16 protein-coding genes are annotated in these 18,900 nt (G+C 72.8%); 9 read left to right on the top strand and 7 right to left on the bottom strand.

What is annotated here, in order from left to right; genetic code table 11:
• The first annotated feature begins 229 nt into the window (after window positions 1-229).
• Both ACFY12_RS10980 and ACFY12_RS10975 read left to right on the top strand, forming a co-directional pair.
• Complete coding sequence (locus ACFY12_RS10980) at window positions 230-424, top strand: hypothetical protein (RefSeq protein ID WP_066936005.1); 195 nt, start codon at window positions 230-232, stop codon at window positions 422-424.
• A 207-nt stretch (window positions 425-631) separates the two neighbouring features.
• The gene (locus ACFY12_RS10975) at window positions 632-2,308 is read left to right on the top strand and encodes a hypothetical protein (RefSeq protein WP_390715453.1); all 1,677 of its coding nucleotides are present in this window, start codon (window positions 632-634) and stop codon (window positions 2,306-2,308) included.
• Between the two features lie 74 nt (window positions 2,309-2,382).
• On the opposite strand, the gene ACFY12_RS10970 is transcribed toward ACFY12_RS10975, so the two are convergent.
• Window positions 2,383-3,888: a PLP-dependent aminotransferase family protein gene (locus tag ACFY12_RS10970; protein ID WP_390715452.1), complete on the bottom strand. Its 1,506-nt coding sequence runs from the start codon at window positions 3,886-3,888 to the stop codon at window positions 2,383-2,385.
• A 100-nt stretch (window positions 3,889-3,988) separates the two neighbouring features.
• On the opposite strand from ACFY12_RS10970, the gene ACFY12_RS10965 reads away from it, so the two are divergent.
• From ACFY12_RS10965 to ACFY12_RS10955, 3 genes are all read left to right on the top strand, one after another.
• On the top strand, window positions 3,989-4,669 hold the full coding sequence (locus tag ACFY12_RS10965; protein ID WP_390715451.1) for a YitT family protein: 681 nt from the start codon (window positions 3,989-3,991) through the stop codon (window positions 4,667-4,669).
• Window positions 4,666-5,469, top strand: coding sequence for a glycerophosphodiester phosphodiesterase (locus tag ACFY12_RS10960; protein ID WP_390715450.1), 804 nt, complete (start codon window positions 4,666-4,668; stop codon window positions 5,467-5,469). The genes ACFY12_RS10965 and ACFY12_RS10960 overlap by 4 nt, the downstream gene beginning before the upstream one ends.
• A gap of 514 nt (window positions 5,470-5,983) precedes the next feature.
• Complete coding sequence (locus ACFY12_RS10955) at window positions 5,984-6,361, top strand: RNA polymerase-binding protein RbpA (RefSeq protein WP_006601711.1); 378 nt, start codon at window positions 5,984-5,986, stop codon at window positions 6,359-6,361.
• Between the two features lie 95 nt (window positions 6,362-6,456).
• On the opposite strand, the gene fxsA is transcribed toward ACFY12_RS10955, so the two are convergent.
• The 5 genes from fxsA to ACFY12_RS10930 all read right to left on the bottom strand — a co-directional run bounded on the left by fxsA (window position 6,457) and on the right by ACFY12_RS10930 (window position 12,293).
• On the bottom strand, window positions 6,457-7,035 hold the full coding sequence (gene fxsA, locus ACFY12_RS10950; RefSeq protein ID WP_390715449.1) for an FxsA family membrane protein: 579 nt from the start codon (window positions 7,033-7,035) through the stop codon (window positions 6,457-6,459).
• 152 nt (window positions 7,036-7,187) lie between these two features.
• On the bottom strand, window positions 7,188-7,943 hold the full coding sequence (locus tag ACFY12_RS10945; protein ID WP_390715448.1) for a polyprenol monophosphomannose synthase: 756 nt from the start codon (window positions 7,941-7,943) through the stop codon (window positions 7,188-7,190).
• Window positions 7,940-9,613, bottom strand: a complete 1,674-nt coding sequence (gene lnt / locus ACFY12_RS10940) for an apolipoprotein N-acyltransferase (RefSeq protein ID WP_390715447.1) — start codon at window positions 9,611-9,613, stop codon at window positions 7,940-7,942. The genes ACFY12_RS10945 and lnt overlap by 4 nt, the downstream gene beginning before the upstream one ends.
• A 532-nt stretch (window positions 9,614-10,145) precedes the next feature.
• Complete coding sequence (locus ACFY12_RS10935; RefSeq protein ID WP_390715446.1) at window positions 10,146-11,792, bottom strand: amidohydrolase; 1,647 nt, start codon at window positions 11,790-11,792, stop codon at window positions 10,146-10,148.
• Between the two features lie 60 nt (window positions 11,793-11,852).
• The gene (locus ACFY12_RS10930) at window positions 11,853-12,293 is read right to left on the bottom strand and encodes an Lrp/AsnC family transcriptional regulator (RefSeq protein ID WP_043268198.1); all 441 of its coding nucleotides are present in this window, start codon (window positions 12,291-12,293) and stop codon (window positions 11,853-11,855) included.
• Window positions 12,294-12,512: 219 nt separating this feature from the next.
• On the opposite strand from ACFY12_RS10930, the gene ACFY12_RS10925 reads away from it, so the two are divergent.
• Together ACFY12_RS10925 and ACFY12_RS10920 are read left to right on the top strand one after the other, a co-directional pair.
• Entirely contained in the window at window positions 12,513-12,929 is a 417-nt protein-coding gene (locus ACFY12_RS10925; protein WP_390715445.1) for a hypothetical protein, read from the top strand.
• Window positions 12,930-13,040: 111 nt separating this feature from the next.
• Window positions 13,041-14,249 (top strand): pyridoxal-phosphate dependent enzyme, encoded by a 1,209-nt coding sequence (locus ACFY12_RS10920; RefSeq protein ID WP_390715444.1) that lies wholly within the window; start codon window positions 13,041-13,043, stop codon window positions 14,247-14,249.
• Window positions 14,250-14,378: 129 nt separating this feature from the next.
• On the opposite strand, the gene ACFY12_RS10915 is transcribed toward ACFY12_RS10920, so the two are convergent.
• The gene (locus tag ACFY12_RS10915) at window positions 14,379-15,575 is read right to left on the bottom strand and encodes an acyl-CoA dehydrogenase family protein (protein WP_390715443.1); all 1,197 of its coding nucleotides are present in this window, start codon (window positions 15,573-15,575) and stop codon (window positions 14,379-14,381) included.
• 461 nt (window positions 15,576-16,036) lie between these two features.
• Here ACFY12_RS10915 and ACFY12_RS10910 point away from each other — a divergent pair, with 461 nt between their 5' ends.
• Window positions 16,037-17,284 carry a glycoside hydrolase family 18 protein gene (locus ACFY12_RS10910; RefSeq protein ID WP_390715442.1) on the top strand — a complete coding sequence of 416 codons (1,248 nt, stop codon included), beginning with the start codon at window positions 16,037-16,039 and terminating at the stop codon, window positions 17,282-17,284.
• Window positions 17,285-17,547: 263 nt separating this feature from the next.
• A complete protein-coding gene (locus ACFY12_RS10905; protein WP_390715441.1) occupies window positions 17,548-18,864 on the top strand; it encodes a GAF domain-containing protein in 1,317 nt (438 codons plus the stop codon).
• The last annotated feature ends 36 nt before the right edge of the window (window positions 18,865-18,900 follow it).

The raw sequence follows: 18,900 nt of genomic DNA, 5'->3' as shown, positions 1-18,900 counted from the left end.
CTTCTTCGGCTTCGACTTCGGATTCGACTTCGGCACCCGACGATTGTGCCGGGTGGTGGAGGCGGGGAGCGACACGCCGACGACATACCGAGGTGACACACCCGAAAGCTGCACCCATATAGGGAATTTCAACGATTAATCACCCGTTTGCAGCTTTTTGCGGCTTGATACGTACTGTGAGGCTGGAAGAACTCATGGTGACCGTCCCCACACCCAGGAGAGAACCCCCATGATTCTGTCCATTTCCGGCGTCGTCCTGCTCGGCACCATCGTCTTCCTCTTCTTCCGCAAAGACGGCCTCAAACCGTCCCATGCCCTGGTCTCCGCGCTCTTCGGGTTCTACCTCGCCAGCTCCGCCATCGCCCCCAGCATCAAGGCCGGCGGCGCGAGCCTGGCGAGCCTCCTAGGAGGGATCAAGCTCTAGGAATGCTCCGGGGAGTCCCCCCTGGAGCGGTCCGCCCGGCGTCGCCCCGGCGTCCTCCCCCGGCGCACCGCCACGGGTCCCGCCCGAACGGGCCGCTCCAGGTCCCGTCCGGGCGGCTCCGCTTTCCCGCCCCGCGCGTTCCCGCCCTGCCCCGGCTCGCCGCCCATGCCGAGCCTCCCGACCACCGCACGATGACCAGGAGAAGACGTGGCCCGGCGCCCTCTGCCCCGCATCCTCACCGACAGCACACCGTTCGCCCGTATGGCCGACCGCGCCTCGCTCGCCCGCGGTCGCGATCTCGCGCGTACCGCCCTCGACAGCGCCTCCGACGTGTTCCACCCGCTCCTCACCATCGGCCGGGGGCTGCGCCGGCTGGCGGCGGCCGGCCGGGGGCGGTGGGCCGAGACGCCGAGGGAGAGCCGCGGTCCGCTGCTCTGCTTCCTCGGCGCGTGCGTGCTGGTGGTGGCCCTGGTCCCGTACGGGCCGCTGCTCGCGCTGATCGCGGCGACGGCCGCGGGGGCGTGGGCCGGGCGGGAGCACCCCCCGGCGGAGACCGGCCCGGGCGAGGCGGCGGACGAGCGGCTGCGGTCCCTGTACGAGGCCCTGGTGCCGTACCTGTCCGCCGAGGGCGACCCCGGCCCCCTGTACGCGCACGGCGGTGACTGGGCGCGGGCCTTCGTTGACCACTCCTTCGACGAGCGCGGGCGGCTGGAGCGTCTGCGGCTGAGATACCCGCCGTACTTCACCGACGGGGAGACCCAGGCCCGGGCCCGTATCGAGCAGGTGCTGTACGCCAAGGCCGGACGCGGCCGGGAGTACCACTTCGCCTGGGACGAACTGGCCAATCAGCTCACGGTGACCGTGCTGGCTGCGCTGCCCACCGATATCGCCGCCCAGCGCTTCGTCACCTCGCCCGGCGAGACGGTGCTCGGCTTCACCGACCCGGACGCGGTGCAGCGGACCCTGCCGGTCACGGCCGGGGCGGAGACCCGGGACGTACCGCCGGTGGTCTGGCGTACCGGGCCGCGCTCCACCGAGCCGCACCTGCTGGCCCTGGGACAGCCGGGGACCGGCACCACGACGCTGCTGCGCTCGATCGCCCTGCAGGCGCTGCACCACGGTGAGGTGCTGGTCGTCGACGGCGCGGGCACCGGCGAGTTCGGGTGTCTGGTCGGGCGGCAGGGCGTACTGGCTGTGGAGAGCGGGCTGGCCGGGGCACTGGCGACGCTGGAGTGGGCGTCGCACGAGACCGAGCGGCGGCTGATCGTGGCGAACCGGGCGCGACAGGAGGGCCGGCCCGCGCCGGACGACACCCGCCGGCCGCTGTGGATCATCGTGGACCGGCTGACGGTACTCACCCATGTCGCGGCCGCCGAGGGCCGGGACGATCCACAGCGGTGGCTGCAGGTGCCGCTGCGGCACGGCCGGGCGGCCCATGTCACGGTGGTGGTGGCCGACCAGTTCGACGGCGCCGATCTGCTCAGCGATCCGGTGCGGGCCCACACCAAGGCGCGGGTGGTACTCGGTCCCGCCACCGCGGACGAGGTACGGGCGGTGCTCGGTGCGCCACCGCACACCACGCCGACCGCGCAGGTGCCGCCGGGGCGCGGTTACGCGCGGCTGGGCTCGGCGCCCGTACTGCGACTACAGGTACCGGCCACACCCGACCCGCTCGACGACGCGACGAGCGAGACGCACCGGCAGGCCGTGCTGGCACTGCTGCCGGAGCGTACGGTGCCGGCCGGCACGGCGCACGCGGCGGACGAGTCAGGCACGGCGCACGCGGCGGCGGACGGGACGGCGGACGGCGGGGCCGCAGCCGAGCCGGTGGGCGCGACGACCCATGTGAGGATCGTCAAGGGCGGCGAATCCCGTACCGCCTGAGGAATTTCTGGCGGGTCTTCGCGGAGGAACCACACCTGGAAGGCGACCGGCCCCGTGCCGCGGCTGACGCCCCGTCAGGCAACGAAGGTGTGCCGTACCCCGGTGTCCGGCGAAGCTCCCGTGGCGACCAGGCGTGCGGCGCCGGCCAGCCGGACCGCGGCCTCGTCGGCGACCGCTCCGCTGACCGTGAACGGCAGCCGTACGAAGCCCTCGAAGGCGCCGTCGACGCCGAACCGCGGGCCGGAGGGCACCCGCACCCCGAGCCGCTCCCCCGCCTCGGCGATCCGGGAGCCGGAGAGCCCGCCGGTGCGCACCCAGAGGGTGAGGCCGCCGCGCGGGATGCTGAACTCCCAGTCGGGCAAGTGCCGTTGGAGGGCCTCGACGATCGCGTCGCGGTTCTCCCGGGCCTGGTCGCGGCGGATGCCGACGGCCTGCTCCCAGCCGTCACACGCCAGCAGGGAGGCGATGGCGAGCTGTTCGAGGACCGGTGAGCCCAGGTCGGAGTAGGCACGGGCGGCGACCAGGCTGCGGATGATGTCGGGTGCGGCGCGTACCCAGCCGATCCGCATGCCGGCCCAGAACGCCTTGCTCGCCGAGCCGACGGTGATCACGGCGCTGCCGGCGGGGTCGAACGCGCAGACCGGGCGGGGCGGTTCCGGATCCGGGTCCAGCTGGAGTTCGGCCATGGTCTCGTCGACGACGAGGAGGGTGCCGGCCGACCGCGCGGCGTCGACCATCCGGCGGCGCTGCTCCTCGGTGGCGAGGGTGCCGGTGGGGTTGTGGAAGTCGGCGACGACATACGCCATACGGGGCGCGGCATCGCGCATCACCTGGCGCCAGGCCGGGATGTCCCAGCCGGCCAGCCGCTCCCCCAGGGCGACCGGGACCAGCCGGGCACCGGCGTCCCGCATCAGCTGGAGGATGTTGGCGTACGAGGGCGAGTCGACGGCCACCCGCTCCCCGGGCGAGGTACAGAGGCGGCAGATCGCGGCGACCGCGCCCATCGCACCCGTGGTCACCATGATCTGTTCGGGCATGGTGGGGATGCCTCGGGCGGTGTAGCGGTCGGCGAGGGCCTGTCGCAGCACGGGCAGACCAGCCGGGTAGTCGCCGTGGGTATGGGCGTAGAGCGGCAGGTCGGCCATGGCGCTCTGGACAGCACGGGTGAGCCAGGGCTCAGGGGCCGGGAGAGCGGCGCAGCCGAGGTCGATCATGGAGCCGGCGGCCTCCGGGGGCAGCGGTTCCAGGCCACGGGTGGGCAGCGGGTTGCCGGCCGGGACGGCGGTCCAGCTGCCGGAGCCACGCCGGGACTCCAGGAACCCCTCGGCGCGCAGCGCTTCGTAGGCAGCCGCGACGGTGGTGCGGCTGACGCCGAAGGCCGCGGCCAGCTCGCGCTCGGCGGGCAGCCGGGCGGCGACCGGCACCCGGCCTTCGAGGACGAGGAGGCGGACGCCGTCGGCGAGGCTGCGGTAGGCGGGCAACCGGCGCCCGCCGGCGGCGGGTTGGGCGGCGGGCGCGTCCTGCGACCGGAGCAGCCGGGCGAGTTGCGGCGCCCCTACCGCCGAAGTCCACTGAGCCATGAAGATCAGTCCACCTTCCCCGGATTGGCTCTACATTTCGAGCCCTGGCGTGCCACATGGTGTCACGCGTCGGTCCAATCCTGCCAGGAGGGGGAATTCTGTGTCCACGACGAGGCGAGGCAGCCCACGGCGGAGCCTGCTGGCGCGCCGGCTGTTCCAGCTCTACACGGGCCTGGTGCTGTACGGGGTGAGCATGGGCCTGATGGTCCGCGCCGACCTGGGCCTGGAGCCATGGAGCGTACTGAACCAGGGCATTTCCGAGCACACCGGGCTCTCGATCGGCATGGTCACCATCGTTTCCGGCGCGCTGATCCTCCTCCTGTGGATCCCCCTGCATCAGCGCCCCGGCCTGGGCACGGTCTCCAACGTGGTGATCCTCGGAGTCGTGATGGACGCGACCCTGGCCTGGACGCCCGAGCTGCACGCGCTCGGCGCCCGCATCCCGCTGCTGGTCTGCGCCGTCCTCCTCAACGGCGCCGCGACCGGCCTCTACATCTCCGCCCGCTTCGGCCCGGGTCCGCGCGACGGCCTGATGACCGGGCTGCACCGGCGCACCGGCCGCCCGGTCCGGCTGGTGCGGACCTGCCTCGAGGTGACGGTGCTGGCGGTCGGCTTCCTGCTCGGCGGCTCCGTCGGCGCCGGCACCGTGGTGTACGCCCTGGCCATCGGCCCGCTGGCACAGCTCTTCCTCCGGCTCTGCGCGATCAAGGGGCTCGAGGAGCAGTCCCGGGTGGTGGCCCGCGGCGACGCTTCACCTGAGCGCGCGATACTGCCGGAGTGACCCGAGCGATACGCATCCGCCACCCCTATCTCGACCACCCGGCACCGCTCCCCTTCGCCCACCGGGGAGGGGCTGCGGACGGGCTGGAGAACACCGCCGTCGCCTTCCGCCGCGCGGTCGGCCTCGGTTACCGCTATCTGGAGACCGATGTGCACGCCACCTCGGACGGAAAGCTGGTCGCCTTCCACGACCCGACGCTCGACCGCGTCACCGACAGCAGCGGGACGATCGAACAGCTCCCCTGGCGGGCCGTACGCCGGGCCCGGGTCGCCGGCCGGGAACCGCTGCCGCTCTTCGAGGAGCTGCTGGAGGAGTTCCCGGAGGCGCGCTGGAACGTCGACCTCAAGGCGGAGGCCGCGCTGTCGCCGCTGCTGGACCTGCTGCACCGCACCGGCGCCTGGGACCGGGTGTGTGTCGGCTCGTTCTCCGAGGCCCGGGTGGCCCGGGCGCAGCGGCTGGCCGGCGGCCGGATGGCCAGCTCGCTCGGCGTCCGCGGAGTGGCCGGTCTCCGCCTGCGCTCGTACGGCCGCGGGGTGCTGCCGCTCGACCGCCTTCTGGGCGCGGCGGTACGGCGCAGCGCGGTCTGCGTCCAGGTGCCGGAGCACCAGTACGGCCTCCCCGTCGTCGACCCGCTCTTCCTGCGCGCCGCGCACGCCCTGGGTATGCAGGTCCACGTCTGGACGGTCAATGACGCGGACCGGATGCGGCGCCTCCTGGACCTCGGCGTGGACGGCATCATGACCGATCGCCTCGAGACGCTGCGGACGGTCCTGCGCGAGTGGTCCATGACGCGCACATAAGGGGTCCATGGCGCACGCACTAGGGGTCACGCACCCCCCAACCGTCCTCTTCCCGCCCACCACGGGAGGGGCCGGACCGCAGGATGCCAGTCCGGAGGGGCCGGACCCGCGACGTACAGCCCGCGCAGCGGCAACAGCCTGCGCCGAGCGAGACGGCGAGAAAGCCGGAAAACAACGACCACCAGGCCAAACGGCGAACAGCCACCACGGCGGGTCAGCCGACAACGTGGGAGAGCAGCCCAGCGGAGCGATTTAGCAGGCGACCATGAAGGCCGGTAGTATACGCCTTTGGCTCACCAGGCGGACCGTTACTGCGCGCTCAACCATGGAAGACGTTGGGTGACATCTGCTGCCAGATGTGACAAAACGGGCGCCGGTGGGTACAACAAGGGGCGGCACGACGGGCGACGCACATATTCCGACTTCGGGAATCTTCACCGCCGACCGGACGTTGACCGGATGACGACGACAGCGACACCTGTCCTGTGGGCGACAAGCCCGGGAGGCACGATTCATGAGTGAGCGAGCTCTCCGCGGCACGCGCCTCGTGGTGACCAGCTACGAGACCGACCGCGGCATCGACCTGGCCCCGCGCCAGGCGGTGGAGTACGCATGCCAGAACGGACATCGATTTGAGATGCCGTTCTCGGTCGAGGCCGAGATTCCGCCGGAGTGGGAGTGCAAGGTTTGCGGTGCACCCTCGCTTCTGGTGGATGGCGACGGCCCTGAGGAGAAGAAGGGGAAGCCCGCGCGTACGCACTGGGACATGCTCATGGAGCGGCGCACCCGCGAGGAGCTCGAGGAGGTGCTGGCTGAACGGCTGGCAGTCCTGCGCTCCGGCACCATGAACATCGCCGTGCATCCGCGCGACACCAACCGCAAGTCCGCCTGACGGCGGGATTCCGCGGTACGACAAGGGCCGGGGCCACCGCATCGCGCGGTGGCCCCGGCCCTTGTCGTGTGTGCTCAGGCCCTTGTCGTGCCGGCTCAACCGGTCAGCGGCGGGTCCTGACGGCGCGGGGCCGGCGGATCGTCCTCGCGGATCACCTCGCCCTGGACGACCTTGCCGTCCGGGTGCTGCCAGCCGCCACCGCGGGCCTGCTGGAAGGCGTCACCGAGCGACCCCGGCGCATACGCCGGCCGCCGGCTCAGCGCCTTCTCGGCCCAGCGCCGGATCGGCTTCCCGGTCGGCGGGAAGAGGCAGAGCAGACCGAGGACGTCCGAGAGCAGACCGGGCAGCATCAGCAGCAGCCCGCCGGCCATCTGGAGCGTAGCGCCGTTGCCGGCCGGGCCGGGCGTGGCGGACGCCGTGGCGGCACCGGGCTGGAGGCTCTCGGTGAGGTGCCGCCAGGCGCGGCGGCCGGCCCGCTTGATCACATAGCCGCCCGCGATCACGCCCGCGACCAGCAGCAGAAAGACGGTCAGGCCGGTGGTGGCCCCGGCAACCACGGTCAGCAGCCAGATCTCCAGCACCATCCAGGCGGCGACGCCCAGGGGGATGAACCGGCGGGCGCGCGAGCGCCGGGGCGGGCGGGGACTGAGCGGTGGGGTGGCTCCGAACGTCATGCCTCAAGTGTGCCTGGCACGTCCCGCCGCACCCTCTGCGGGTGACGGAAGGAGATCCATCCGCGGGACGACCCCGGGGAGAACCCACGCCTGGGGCGCTCCTGCCGGATCTTCGCGTCCGAAGCGCACTAGCGGACGCGAAGCTTGTCGCCCTAGCGGCCGCGGAGCTTGTCCACCCGGGAGCCCACGCCCCACGCCGTCACCCGCCACAGCGCCTCCACGACGATGGTGCGGCTCATCTTGCTGTCGCCGTGCTCCCGCTCGACGAAGGTGATCGGGACCTCGACGACGTGGAAGCCGGCCTGCACCGCGCGGCGGGCGAGGTCGACCTGGAAGCAGTAGCCCTGGGACGCCACCTCGTCCAGGCCCAGGCCCTTGAGCGTCTCGGCACGGAAGGCGCGATAGCCGCCGGTGATGTCGCGCAGCGGCAGGTCGAGCGCGAGGCGGGAGTAGAGGCTGCCGCCCCGGGAGATGAACTCGCGGCTCTTCGGCCAGTTCACCACCCGGCCGCCCGGCACCCAGCGGGAGCCCAGGACGAGATCGGCGCCCCTGAGGGCGGTGAGCAGCCGCGGGAGTTCCTCGGGCTGGTGGGAGCCGTCGGCGTCCATCTCCACCAGGACGCCGTAGCCGTGCTCCATCCCCCAGCGGAAGCCCGCCAGGTAGGCGGCGCCGAGGCCCTCCTTGCCCTTGCGGTGCAGGACATGGACGTGCTCGTCGCCGGCGGCCAGCTCGTCGGCGAGCTTGCCGGTGCCGTCGGGACTGTTGTCGTCCGCGACGAGGATGTGTGCCTCGGGGACGGCGGACCGGACCCGCGAGACGATCGGCTGGATGTTCTCCGCTTCGTTGTACGTCGGAATGATCACCAACGTGGTGCCGAGCGGGCCGTACTGCCGCTGACCGTCTGTCACTGCTGTCCCTTCTCGTCCTTCGTACGCCCGCGCCGGCCGGCGACTGCCGCGGCGGCACAGGACAGGAGGCCCACCATAGCGATCACCCACTCAGGGGCCGCACCAAGGCGGTCGGCGAGCGTCATTTCGTCGCGCAGCGGGATGCGCGCGGAGACCACGCCCCGGGTGAACTCGGGAATACGCTGAGTGACCGTGCCGTCCGGGGCGACCACGGCGCTGATCCCGCTGGTGGCCGCGGTGACCACCGCCCGGCCGTGTTCGACGGCGCGCAGCTTGGACATCGCCAGCTGCTGTTCGGGCTGACCGGTCCGGCCGTAGGTGGCGTTGTTGGTCTGGATGACCAGGGCGCGGGCGCCGGCGTCGACGGTCTCGTGGACGATCTCGTCGTAGGCGACCTCGAAGCAGATGACGTCACCGAGCCGGGCGGGGCCGACGTCGAGCACTCCGGTGTGGTCCCCGGGGTAGAAGTTGCGGGGCACCCGCTGGAAGCGCGTGATGATCTTGCTGAGCTGCTCCCGGAACGGTACGTACTCGCCGAAGGGCACCGGATGCTGTTTGGTGTACGAGGCGCCCGGCCCCTTCTTCGGGTCCCAGACGATGCCCTCGTTGTAGACGTAGCCCTCCTTGGTGGTGTGGTCGACCAGGGCACCCACGAGGACCGGCACACCGATGGCCTTCACGGCGCGGTCGATCCGGTCGTAGGCCTGCGGGTACTGGAACGGGTCGAGGTCGGAGGAGTTCTCCGGCCAGATGACCAGGTCCGGCTTCCTGGCCCGGCCGGCCCTGACGTCCGCGGCGAGCTTCTCGGTGGCCTGGGCGTGGTTGTCGAGGATCATCAGAGGGCGGCCCAGGAAGTCCATACCGGGCCGCTGGACGTTGCCCTGGACGACCGCGATGTCGACGGTGTCGTCGGCCTTCGTGGGGACGGGGACCAGCACACCGGCCCCGGCCACCGCGGCGGCCAGGCCGAACGCCTCCAGCGCCGGCACCACCCGGCGCATCGAGCCGCTCCCGCGCCGCCCCCGCAGGGCCGGCGCGCATGCGGCCAGCAGGGCGCCGGACAGCGCCACGGCGAAGGTCACCAGCGGGGCACCGCCGACCGCGGCGAGCGGGGTGAACGGCGAGCCGGCGTTGGCGAACGCCAGCCGGCCCCAGGGGAAGCCGCCGAGGGGCACCCGGTCGCGGGCCCACTCCTGGGCGACCCACAGGCACGCGGCCCACAGCGGCCAGGCCGGCAGCCGGGAGGTGGCGGCGAGGCCGGCGCCCAGCAGCGCCACGAAGAGTGCCTCGGCGATCGACAGGCCGATCACCGCGTCCCAGCCGACCACATGCAGCCACTTCAGCAGGACCAGGAAGAACGGCACCGCGAACGCCAGGCCGGTCCAGGCGCCCTGGCGGGCGGTCCGGCGGCGGGTCAGCAGCGACAGCGCGGCCACCGCCGCCAGGGACAGCGGCCACAGGTCGTACGGCGGGAAGGCGAGGGCCAGCGCGCCACCGGAGACCGCTGCGAGGCCGGTGCGCGGTGCCTCACGGCGGGCCAGCGCGGCAAGCCGCCGGGACCGTCCGGGGCGGGCGGGCCCGGCCGGGGCGGCCGTACCGCCGGACGGCTCCGGCCCGTGCGGCGCGAGGTCGCTGACGGCTTCTGCGGGGTTGTGGGAACCCGAGGGCACTGGTCGCCGGGCCTTCCTGGAGGTCGGATGGGGCTCTCCCCGCTCGTCGGGGCGTCGAGGACGGTGTGAGCTGACCGTACATCGGAAGGCCGGGGGTGCGGATCGGGGCCCGGCGCCCTTCGGGCCGACCTGGGACCCGCTGGCTGCGGGTCGACCGAAAGCCGTTGTCTACTGAGCGTCCGGGCCCCATCCGGGTCGCACCGTCCCCCAGGCTCGTGTCGAGCAGGGAGGGACCCCCATCCGGTCGAGATGTTCCGTCGCCCCGTGCCGCTGGTCCTGGACCTGGCTCCCAGTGGCGGTGTGCCGGTGTGGCGCACCGCCCCATGGCCCAGCTGCGTTCGACGACTGCGCGGAGGTCTCCCGGTCGGACGTCCTGTGGTGGACTCGGCCGAACCTACCGGCCGCCGACCGCCTGCTGTCAACAGGTGCTCCGCCTGCGTCGTTTTCGCGTCGTCCCAGGTCAGCCAGGGGCACCCGGACCAGGGGCGAGTATCTGCGGGCGCGTGTCGCGACGGTACGTGCCCGCCTGATGTCACTCGTTCGGCGGCCCGAAGACCGTCCGGCCGCCGACGACCGTGCTCAGGCACACCGGCAGGTCGCCGCCGGGCGTGAGATCGGGCAGTCCCGGCGTACCGGAACGGGGGTCGGTGGACCACCGCTCCACTCGTTCGTCGGGTGCCTGGACGATCAGCTCGCCGGTGCGCCAGACTGCGTAGTCGGCGGGTGCGCCGGGCACCAGGACGCCCGCGTCGTCCCGGCCGACGGCCCGCCAGCCGCCGCGGGTGTGGGCGGTGAACGCGGCGCGGGCGGAGATGCCGTGGGCGCGGGTGCGGTGGAACACGGCGGCGCGGACGGTGCCCCAGGGGTCGAGCGGGGTGACCGGGCTGTCGGATCCCAGGGCGATCGGCACACCGGCCCTGAGCAGGGCGGCGTACGGGTTTAGGGTGCGGGCCCGCTCGGCGCCCAGGCGGGCGGCGTACATCCCCTCGGTGCCGCCCCAGGCCGCGTCGAAGGCGGGCTGGACGGAAGCGGTCAGGGCCAGCTCGGCGAAGCCGGCGATGGTGGCCTCGGTGAGCATCTCGGCGTGCTCGACACGGTGCCGGGCGGCGCGGACGCGGCCGAGGCCGACGCGTTCGGCGGCCGCCCGGACGCCGTCGACGACGCTGGTGAGGGCGGCGTCCCCGATGGCGTGGAAGCCGGCCTGGAGACCGGCCTCGGTGCAGGCGGCGACATGGGCGGCGATCGCGTCCGCATCGAGGTGGGCGGTGCCGGTGTGGCCGGCATCGGCGTAGGGGGCGTGCAGATGGGCGGTGTGCGATCCGAGGGAGCCGTCGGCGAACAGGTCCCCCGCGGCGCCGATCGCCCCGAGGCCGCGGATCCGCTCCGCGTCCTTCGCGGAGGCGACCGCCTCGGCCCAGTAGCCGACCACCCGCGGACCGTTCGTCTCCCGGGCCAGGGCGAGCAGCCCGGTGAAGTCGTCCTCGCTGGAGATCTCCGGCCCGGCGCACTCGTGGACGGTGCCGATGCCGAGGGAGGCGGCGCGGGCCAGCGCGGCGGCCTGGGCCTCGGCGCGCTGAGCCGGGGTGACGGTGGCGTGGGCGGCCCGGCGGACCGCGTGGTGGGCGTCGCCGGTCAGAGGGGCGTCGGGGTGGTGGCCCGGCTGGTCACGGATGCCGGGGACCAGGTCCAGCAGGGCCGTGGTGACGACCGCGGAGTGCACATCGACGCGGGTGAGGTAGAGCGGGCGGCCGCCGGTGGCCGCGTCCAGCTCGGCCCGGGACGGCGGCCGCCCCTCCGGCCAGGCGCTGGCGTCCCAGCCGTGTCCGAGCAGGATCCGGTCCGCGGGGCGGGCACCGGCGTACGCGCGGATCCGGGCCAGCGCGTCGGCCAGGGTGGCGGCGCCGGCCAGGTCGAGCCCCGTGAGCGCGAGCCCGGTCGCCGTGGTGTGCACATGCGCGTCCGTGAAGGCCGGGGTGACGAGCGCACCGTCGAGCTGGACGACCTCGTCGACGCCGTCGGCGAAGGAGTCGGCCGCGCCCTCCTCACCGACCCAGGCGATGCGGTCGCCCTCCACGACCATGGCGGTGGCGAAGGGGTCCGCGGGGCTGTGCACCTCGCCGCCGCGCAGCAGGACGGTGCGGGTACCGGAGGATGCGGGATCGGGGGTGCGCTCGCTCATAGCGGACAGTCTGGCCCCCGTACGGTGGCGCCCGGTGCGCGGGGGCCGGATACCGCCGGGTCAGATCCGCGGCGGCCGGGCCTCGTAGGGGGTGGAGAGCACCACCGTCGTACGGGTGGAGACCCCGGCCAGGGTGCGGATGCGGGTGAGCAGATGCTCCAGCTCGAGCGGGGTGGCGACCCGGACCTTGAGGATGTAGTTCTCGTCGCCGGCCACGCTGTGGCAGGCCTCCAGCTCGGGGACCTCCGCGAGGCGGTCGGAGATGTCGTCCGGCGCACTGGGGTCGAAGGGTTTGACCGAGATGAAGGCGGTGAGCGGCAGGCCCACGGCTTCGGGGTCCACGATGGCGGCGTAGCCCCGGATGACGCCGCGCTGCTCCAGGCGGCGCACCCGCTGGTGCACCGCCGAGGTGGACAGGCCGGTGGCCTTGCCCAGGTCGGTGTAGCTCATCCGCCCGTCCTTGACGAGCAGATCCACGATTTGTCGGTCCAACTCCTCCACCCGCTCAACCTACTGCGCGCGGGGGCGTATGCGCATCGCGCGCCGGGGCGTGAACACCTTCGCGCCGGGCTGTGTGACCAATGCCACACGGGTGAACCCGTGTCCGCGGGGTGGCCGCGATTATGCGCGGGGCATGGCGGGAATTGCTGCTGGTGGCCAGGACCGCCCGTCACAGGAAGTCAGCGGTCCGAGCGGCCCACCCGAGGGGGATGGACAACAATGCGACGCCTTCAGCAGGACCCCGCAGCCTCGAACATCACCGCCCAGGAGGGCGACAGTCCCGGCCTCTCCGGCGACGACGGTGCACACGACGCGTACGAGACCTTGGAGATCTACCGCGTGACCTGCCCCGACTGCCGACAGCCGATCGCGCTGCTGGCGGACGAGGACAGCCTTCCGGAGCACGCGCGGTGCCCCACCCCGTGGAACCCCTTCGGTCTGACGGTTTGCCAGGGATCCGGCCGTCCGGCGTCCGGCGCCCCGGAGGCGGACGACACCCCCGATGCCGAGGAGCGGGACGCGGCCGTGCTGCTGACGCTCCCCGAGAGCCTGGACTGGCGCCGCCAGCCCTTCTCCCACATCGGCGGCCCGGGCGCCCGGCCGCTCCGGGTACCCCGGATGCGCCGGAGCGCCTGAGCACCTGCCTCGGCACCTGAGTTCCCCTCAACCGCCCGCAGGCGGCAGGCACGTCGGCGCACCGGGCTGTTACGTTCCCCAGGTCGACCATCAACCGGCCTTGGAGCGAAGGTGACCCCACCACCCCTGCAGTGCCTGCGCTGCGACCGTCCCGCGGAGGGCTTCGGCGGCTGCCGGAGCTGCGCCGCCGAAGGCATCGGCGTCACCGCGATGCCGCCGCTCGCGGATCTGACCGGGCTGGACCTCGCGGGATATCGGGGCGGACCGTGGGGGCTGCCGACGGCGCTCCCCGTGCCCGGTCCCCCGGTCACGCTCGGCGAGGGGAACACCCCGAACATCCGGCTGCGGCAGGACCCGAACGGCGGCCGCGGCGGCGACAGCGGCCACAGTGACGACGGCGGCCTAGGTGACCACGGCGACCACCGCGAGCATCCGCCCGGTGAGCTGTGGCTGAAGTACGAGGGCGGCAATCCGACCGGTTCGCACAAGGACCGGGCGATGTCCGTCGGCGTCGCGGCGGCGCTGGCGTCCGGTGCGGACACCGTGGTCGCGGCGTCCTCCGGCAACGCGGGTGCGGCAGCCGCCGCGTACGCGGCACGGGCCGGGGTGCGCTGTGTGGTGTTCACCAACGAGGCGGTACCGGCCGGGCTGCGGGCGCAGATCGACGCCCTGGGGGCGGAGCGGGTGGTGCACCGGGGCACCGTGCCCGAGCGGAACGCGGCGATGGCCCGGGCCGTCGAGGAGCACGGCTGGTACCCGCTGACCAGCTTCTCCGCACCCTCCCCCGGCGGGAATCCGTACGCCAACGAGGGCTACAAGTCGGTCGCGTACGAGCTGGCGCGGGACTTCGCGGGGCGGCGGATCGACACGGTGGTGGTGCCCACCAGCCGGGCGGATCTGCTGGCCGGAATCGGCCGCGGCTTCCGGGAGTTGGCGGCTGCGGGGCTGCTCGCGGGCGAGCCCCGGCTGGTGGCCGCCGAGCCGGCCGCCGCGGCCCCGTACACCGCCGCGCTGCGCCACCCGGAGCGTGCCGGGCAGGAGAGGACACAGGTGGTGAGCCGGCGCACGGTGGCCTTCTCCCTCGGGGAGGAACGGCCTTGCTGGCAGGGGCTCGACGCGCTGTGGCGCAGCGGGGGTACGGCGCGTGCGGTGGACGACGAGGTGATCATGGCGGAGCACAGGCGGCTGGCGGCGGAGGGGCTGCTGCTGGAGCCGTCGTCCGCCGTCGCCACCGCCGTGGCACGGCAACTGCCCGTCGATCCCGGGGCGGTGGTGGTCGCGATCGGCACGGCGACGGGCCTCAAGGGCCTGGACGGCTGAGCCGGGGGCCGGGGGCAAGGGGCGAGGGGCGGGCCGGGGGCACTCCCCCGGGCCCGCCGGGACCGTACCCGTCGTCGTCCCGTACCTGCCGTCGTCCCGTACCTGCCGTCGTTCAGCGCCCGTCGTCGTTCAGCGCGTCTCGGGGCCCGCGAGGTGGCGGGCGATGACCATGCGCTGGATCTGGTTCGTCCCCTCGACGATCTGCAGGACCTTGGCCTCGCGCATATAGCGCTCGGCCGGGAAGTCCATGGTGTAGCCGTAGCCGCCGAGGAGTTGGACGGCGTCGGTGGTGACCCGCATCGCGGCGTCCGTGCAGAAGAGCTTGGCCATCGCCGCTTCCTTGGAGAACGGCAGGCCGGCGTCGCGCAGCCGGGCGGCGCTGAGGTAGAGCGCACGGCCGGCCTCGATCTGGGTGGCCATATCGGCCAGCATGAAGCGCAGGCCCTGGAAGTCGGCGATCGGGCGGCCGAACTGCCGCCGCTCGGCGGTGTAGGCGAGCGCCTCGTCCAGCGCGGCCTGGGCGATGCCGACGGCGCAGGCGGCGATGCCCAGCCGCCCGGAGTCCAGGGCGGACAGGGCGATGGTGAAGCCCTGGCCCTCGTCGCCGAGGCGGCGGGCGTCGGGGATGCGGACGTTGTCGAAGTGCAGCTGGGCGGTGGGCGAGCCCTTCATGCCCATCTTGCGTTCGGGTGCCGCGGCGCTCAGGCCCTCGGCGTCGCCCGGGACCAGGAAGGCGGTGATGCCGTGGGCGCCGCTGCCGCCGGTGCGGGCCAGGACGGTGTAGAAGTCGGCCACCCCACCGTGCGTGGTCCAGGCCTTGGTGCCGTTCAGGGTCCAGTACCCCCCGCTGTCGGCCTCTCCCCCCTCCCCGCCTCGGGTGGCGCGGGTGGTCAGGGAGGCGGCGTCGGAGCCCGAAGCGGGCTCGGACAGGCAGTACGCACCGAGGAGTCCGCCGCCCAGCATGTCGGGGAGGTGTTCGGCGCGCTGCTCCTTCGTGCCGAAGCCGGCCAGGGCGTGGCAGGCGAGGGTGTGGACGCTGATGCCGAGGCCGACGGTCAGCCGGGCGGCGGCGAACTCCTCCAGGACCTGGAGGTAGACCTCGTAGGGCTGGCCTCCGCCGCCGAACTCCTCGTCGTAGGGCAGGGAGAGCAGGCCGGATTCCGAGAGCAGGGCGAAGGTCTCGCGGGGGAAGCGGCCGGCTTCCTCCTCCTCCGCGGCGGTCGGCCTGATTTCCCGCTCGACGAGCTCGCGTACGAGAGCCAGCAGGTCGCGGGCTTCTTCCGTGGGCAGCCTGCGGTCCACCGGCCGGGGGCCGTACTCGGTCATGGCGGCGCTCTCCTCCCTGTCGGGCACTGCGGCGACACACGCGGGGTGGGCGGCGGCGCCGGTTTCCGTGGTGCCAGGCCGATGATCGCGTTCCGGGTCACGGAAGGCGATGACCTGCGACTGTGGCGCTAGGAGTATGCCCGATCGGCGGCCCCGCGTCACGGGTTGATCAACGACGGCCGGGAAGATCCGGCCCCCTGCCGAGGACGGCCGGAAATCCGCTGGCACTCCACCGCGAAATTGGTCCGAACCATTGACGCACTGGTCTAGTCCTTCTACCTTCTGCTGCAACGTTCCGCGCGTTCATGCCAATTCGCCACACCGAACACGGTTCACCACACGAAAAACACAGGTCACAGAACGCAGGTCACTGAACGCAGGTCACTGAACGCAGGTCACGCAACACAGGTCATGGCACAACGGGTTGAGACCACCACCCTCGCCCCCTCCGAGGAGACGACATGCTCAGACCGCACCGGATGCGATCACCGCGCAGAGTGATCGCCGCCGCCACCGCGCTGTGTACGGCCGCACTGGCCGGCACCCTGCTCGCCGGCCCGGCCTCCGCCGGCCCCGCGGACACCTCCCCCACCACCACCGCGGCCGGGAACAAGGTCGTCGGCTACTTCACCAACTGGGGTGTCTACGACCGCAATTACCACGTCAAGAACATCGAGACGTCGGGGTCGGCGGACAAGCTGACCCACATCAACTACGCCTTCGGCAATGTCCAGGGCGGCAAGTGCACGATCGGTGATTCCTACGCCGACTACGACAAGGCGTACACCGCGGACCAGAGCGTCGACGGCAAGGCGGACACCTGGGAGGACGGCGCGCTGCGCGGCAACTTCAACCAGCTCAGAAAGCTCAAGAAGCTGCACCCCGGCCTCAAGGTGATCTGGTCGTTCGGCGGCTGGACCTGGTCCGGCGGCTTCACCGACGCCGCCAGGAACCCCGAGGCGTTCGCCCAGTCCTGCCTCGACCTGGTCGAGGACAAGCGCTGGGCGGATGTCTTCGACGGGATCGACATCGACTGGGAGTACCCCAACGCCTGCGGCCTGACCTGCGACACCAGCGGGAAGGACGCCTTCACCAAGCTGGTGAAGGCGACGCGGGAGAAGTTCGGCAAGGACAATCTCGTGACCGCGGCGATCACCGCGGACGCCTCGGACGGCGGCAAGATCGACGCCGCCGACTACGCGGGCGCGGCCCAGTACGTCGACTGGTACAACCCCATGACGTACGACTACTTCGGCGCCTGGGACGCCAAGGGGCCGACCGCACCGCACTCCCCGCTCACGTCGTACGACGGCATTCCCAAGGCCGGGTTCAACACCACCGACACCACCAAGAAACTGCTCGGCCTCGGCATTCCGGCGGACAAGCTGCTGCTGGGCATCGGCTTCTACGGCCGCGGCTGGTCGGGCGTCACTCAGGACGCGCCGGGCGGTACGGCCACCGGTGCGGCCGCGGGCAAGTACGAGGCGGGCATCGACGACTACAAGGTGCTCAAGGCCCGCTGCCCGGCCACCGGCGAGGTGGGCGGCACCGCCTACGCGAAGTGCGGTGACCAGTGGTGGAGCTACGACACCCCGAAGACCATCGGCACGAAGATGGCTTTCAAGGACGCCCAGGGCCTGGGCGGCACGTTCTTCTGGGAACTGAGCGGTGACACCGCCGACGGCGAGCTGATCAAGGCGATCAAGTAGCCGCGGCGACCGAGCCGGACGGGCGGGAGGTGGCGGCCTCCCGCCCGTTCGCCGTTCCTGGAGCAGTTCCTGGAGCAGTTCCTGGAGCATGCTCTGACGTGGCATCAGGCATATCTCCGAACACGTGCCGGGGTTTACGGGCGCACGCGGTACATGCTTCAACAGGCGGCGGGTGCACAGTTCATGGGGAGGGGTTTACGGGCGCGCCCGGTACGAGCACCATCGGCCGTACGGGGACAGGAGCCGTACCGAAGAGGTGACACGTGGTCAACCCTTGGCTGGCGATGGAGACCGGAGCCGATCCGGTGGAGCGCAACAGGGCGGTGCGCCGGGCCCATACCGCGTTCCTGGCCGACGGCACCGTCACCCCACCGGTCCGCCAGGTCGTCGCCGACTCCTGGCGCCGCTCGGCCGACGCCCGGGCCGCCCCGGACGGCGCCGTCTCCGTCGAGCTGGACGAACCCGCGCTCCATGCCTACCGGGAGGGGCACCCACTGGCCCGCGCGATGCCTGTCTTCCGGGAGCTGCTGGGCGGCTTCGCGGAGGACGGGGCGCACCTGCTGGCGGTCTGCGATCCGCAGGGGCGGCTGCTGTGGGTGGAGGGGCACCGCGGGGTGCGGCGCAGCGCCGAGCGGATGAACTTCGTCGCCGGGGCCCGCTGGGACGAGCGGCACGCCGGCACCAACGCCCCGGGCACCGCGCTCGCCGCCGGCCACGCCGTACAGATCTTCGCGGCCGAGCACTACAACCTGCGGGTGCAGCGCTGGACCTGTGCCGCCGCCCCGCTGCACGACCCGCGGACCGGGCGCTTACTGGGCGCGGTGGACATCACCGGTGGCGACCACCTGGCGAACCCGCACAGTCTGGCGCTGGTCCAGGCCACCGCCCGCGCCGCCGAGGCCCATCTCGCCTCCACCGGGCCGGTTCTGGGTGTCTCCCTCTCCGTGCTCGGCCGGGACGAGGCGCTCCTCGTCGTGGACGGCGAGCGGCTGCGGCTCGGGCGCCGGCACAGCGAAATCATGGTCCTGCTGGCGCGGCACCCGGAAGGTCTGACGGGAGATCAGCTCTCCGTGCTGCTGTACGGGGACCGCGAGGTGCGTCCGGTCACCCTGCGGGCCGAGCTGTCCCGGCTACGACAGCTCGTGGGTGCGCTGCTGCACTCCCGCCCGTACCGGCTGAGCCGCCCCGTCGAGACCGATCTGGGCGCGGTCGAGGAGCGGCTGGCGGCCGGAGATCCCCGCTCCGCGCTGGGCGCCTACCCCGGCCCGCTGCTGCCGCTGTCCGAGGCGCCGGGCGTACGGCGGCTGCGCGCGGCGCTGGCGGACCGGATGCGGTGCGCCCTGCTCACCGCCCGCGACCCCGACCTGCTGCGCGAGTGGTCGCGCACTCCCTGGGGCGAGGACGACCTGGAGGTCTTCGAGACCCTGGTGGACGCCCTGCCGGCCCACTCCCTCACCCGTACCGCGCCCCGTGCCACCGCCGACCGGCTGCGTGCCGCATACGGCCTGGCAGGCGGCGGCAACGGAACACCGGCCGCCGCCGGGCGCGTCGCAACGTCCGCGCAACTCCGGCGCCCCTAGCCTGCGCGACGACGCCCGTCGCACGGGAGCGGCGGG

The sequence above is a fragment of the Streptomyces sp. NPDC001339 genome (assembly GCF_042895955.1).
GTDB lineage: Bacteria > Actinomycetota > Actinomycetes > Streptomycetales > Streptomycetaceae > Streptomyces.
Note: the sequence above shows the minus strand (reverse complement) of the source record. Positions and strands in the feature narration are given on the sequence as shown.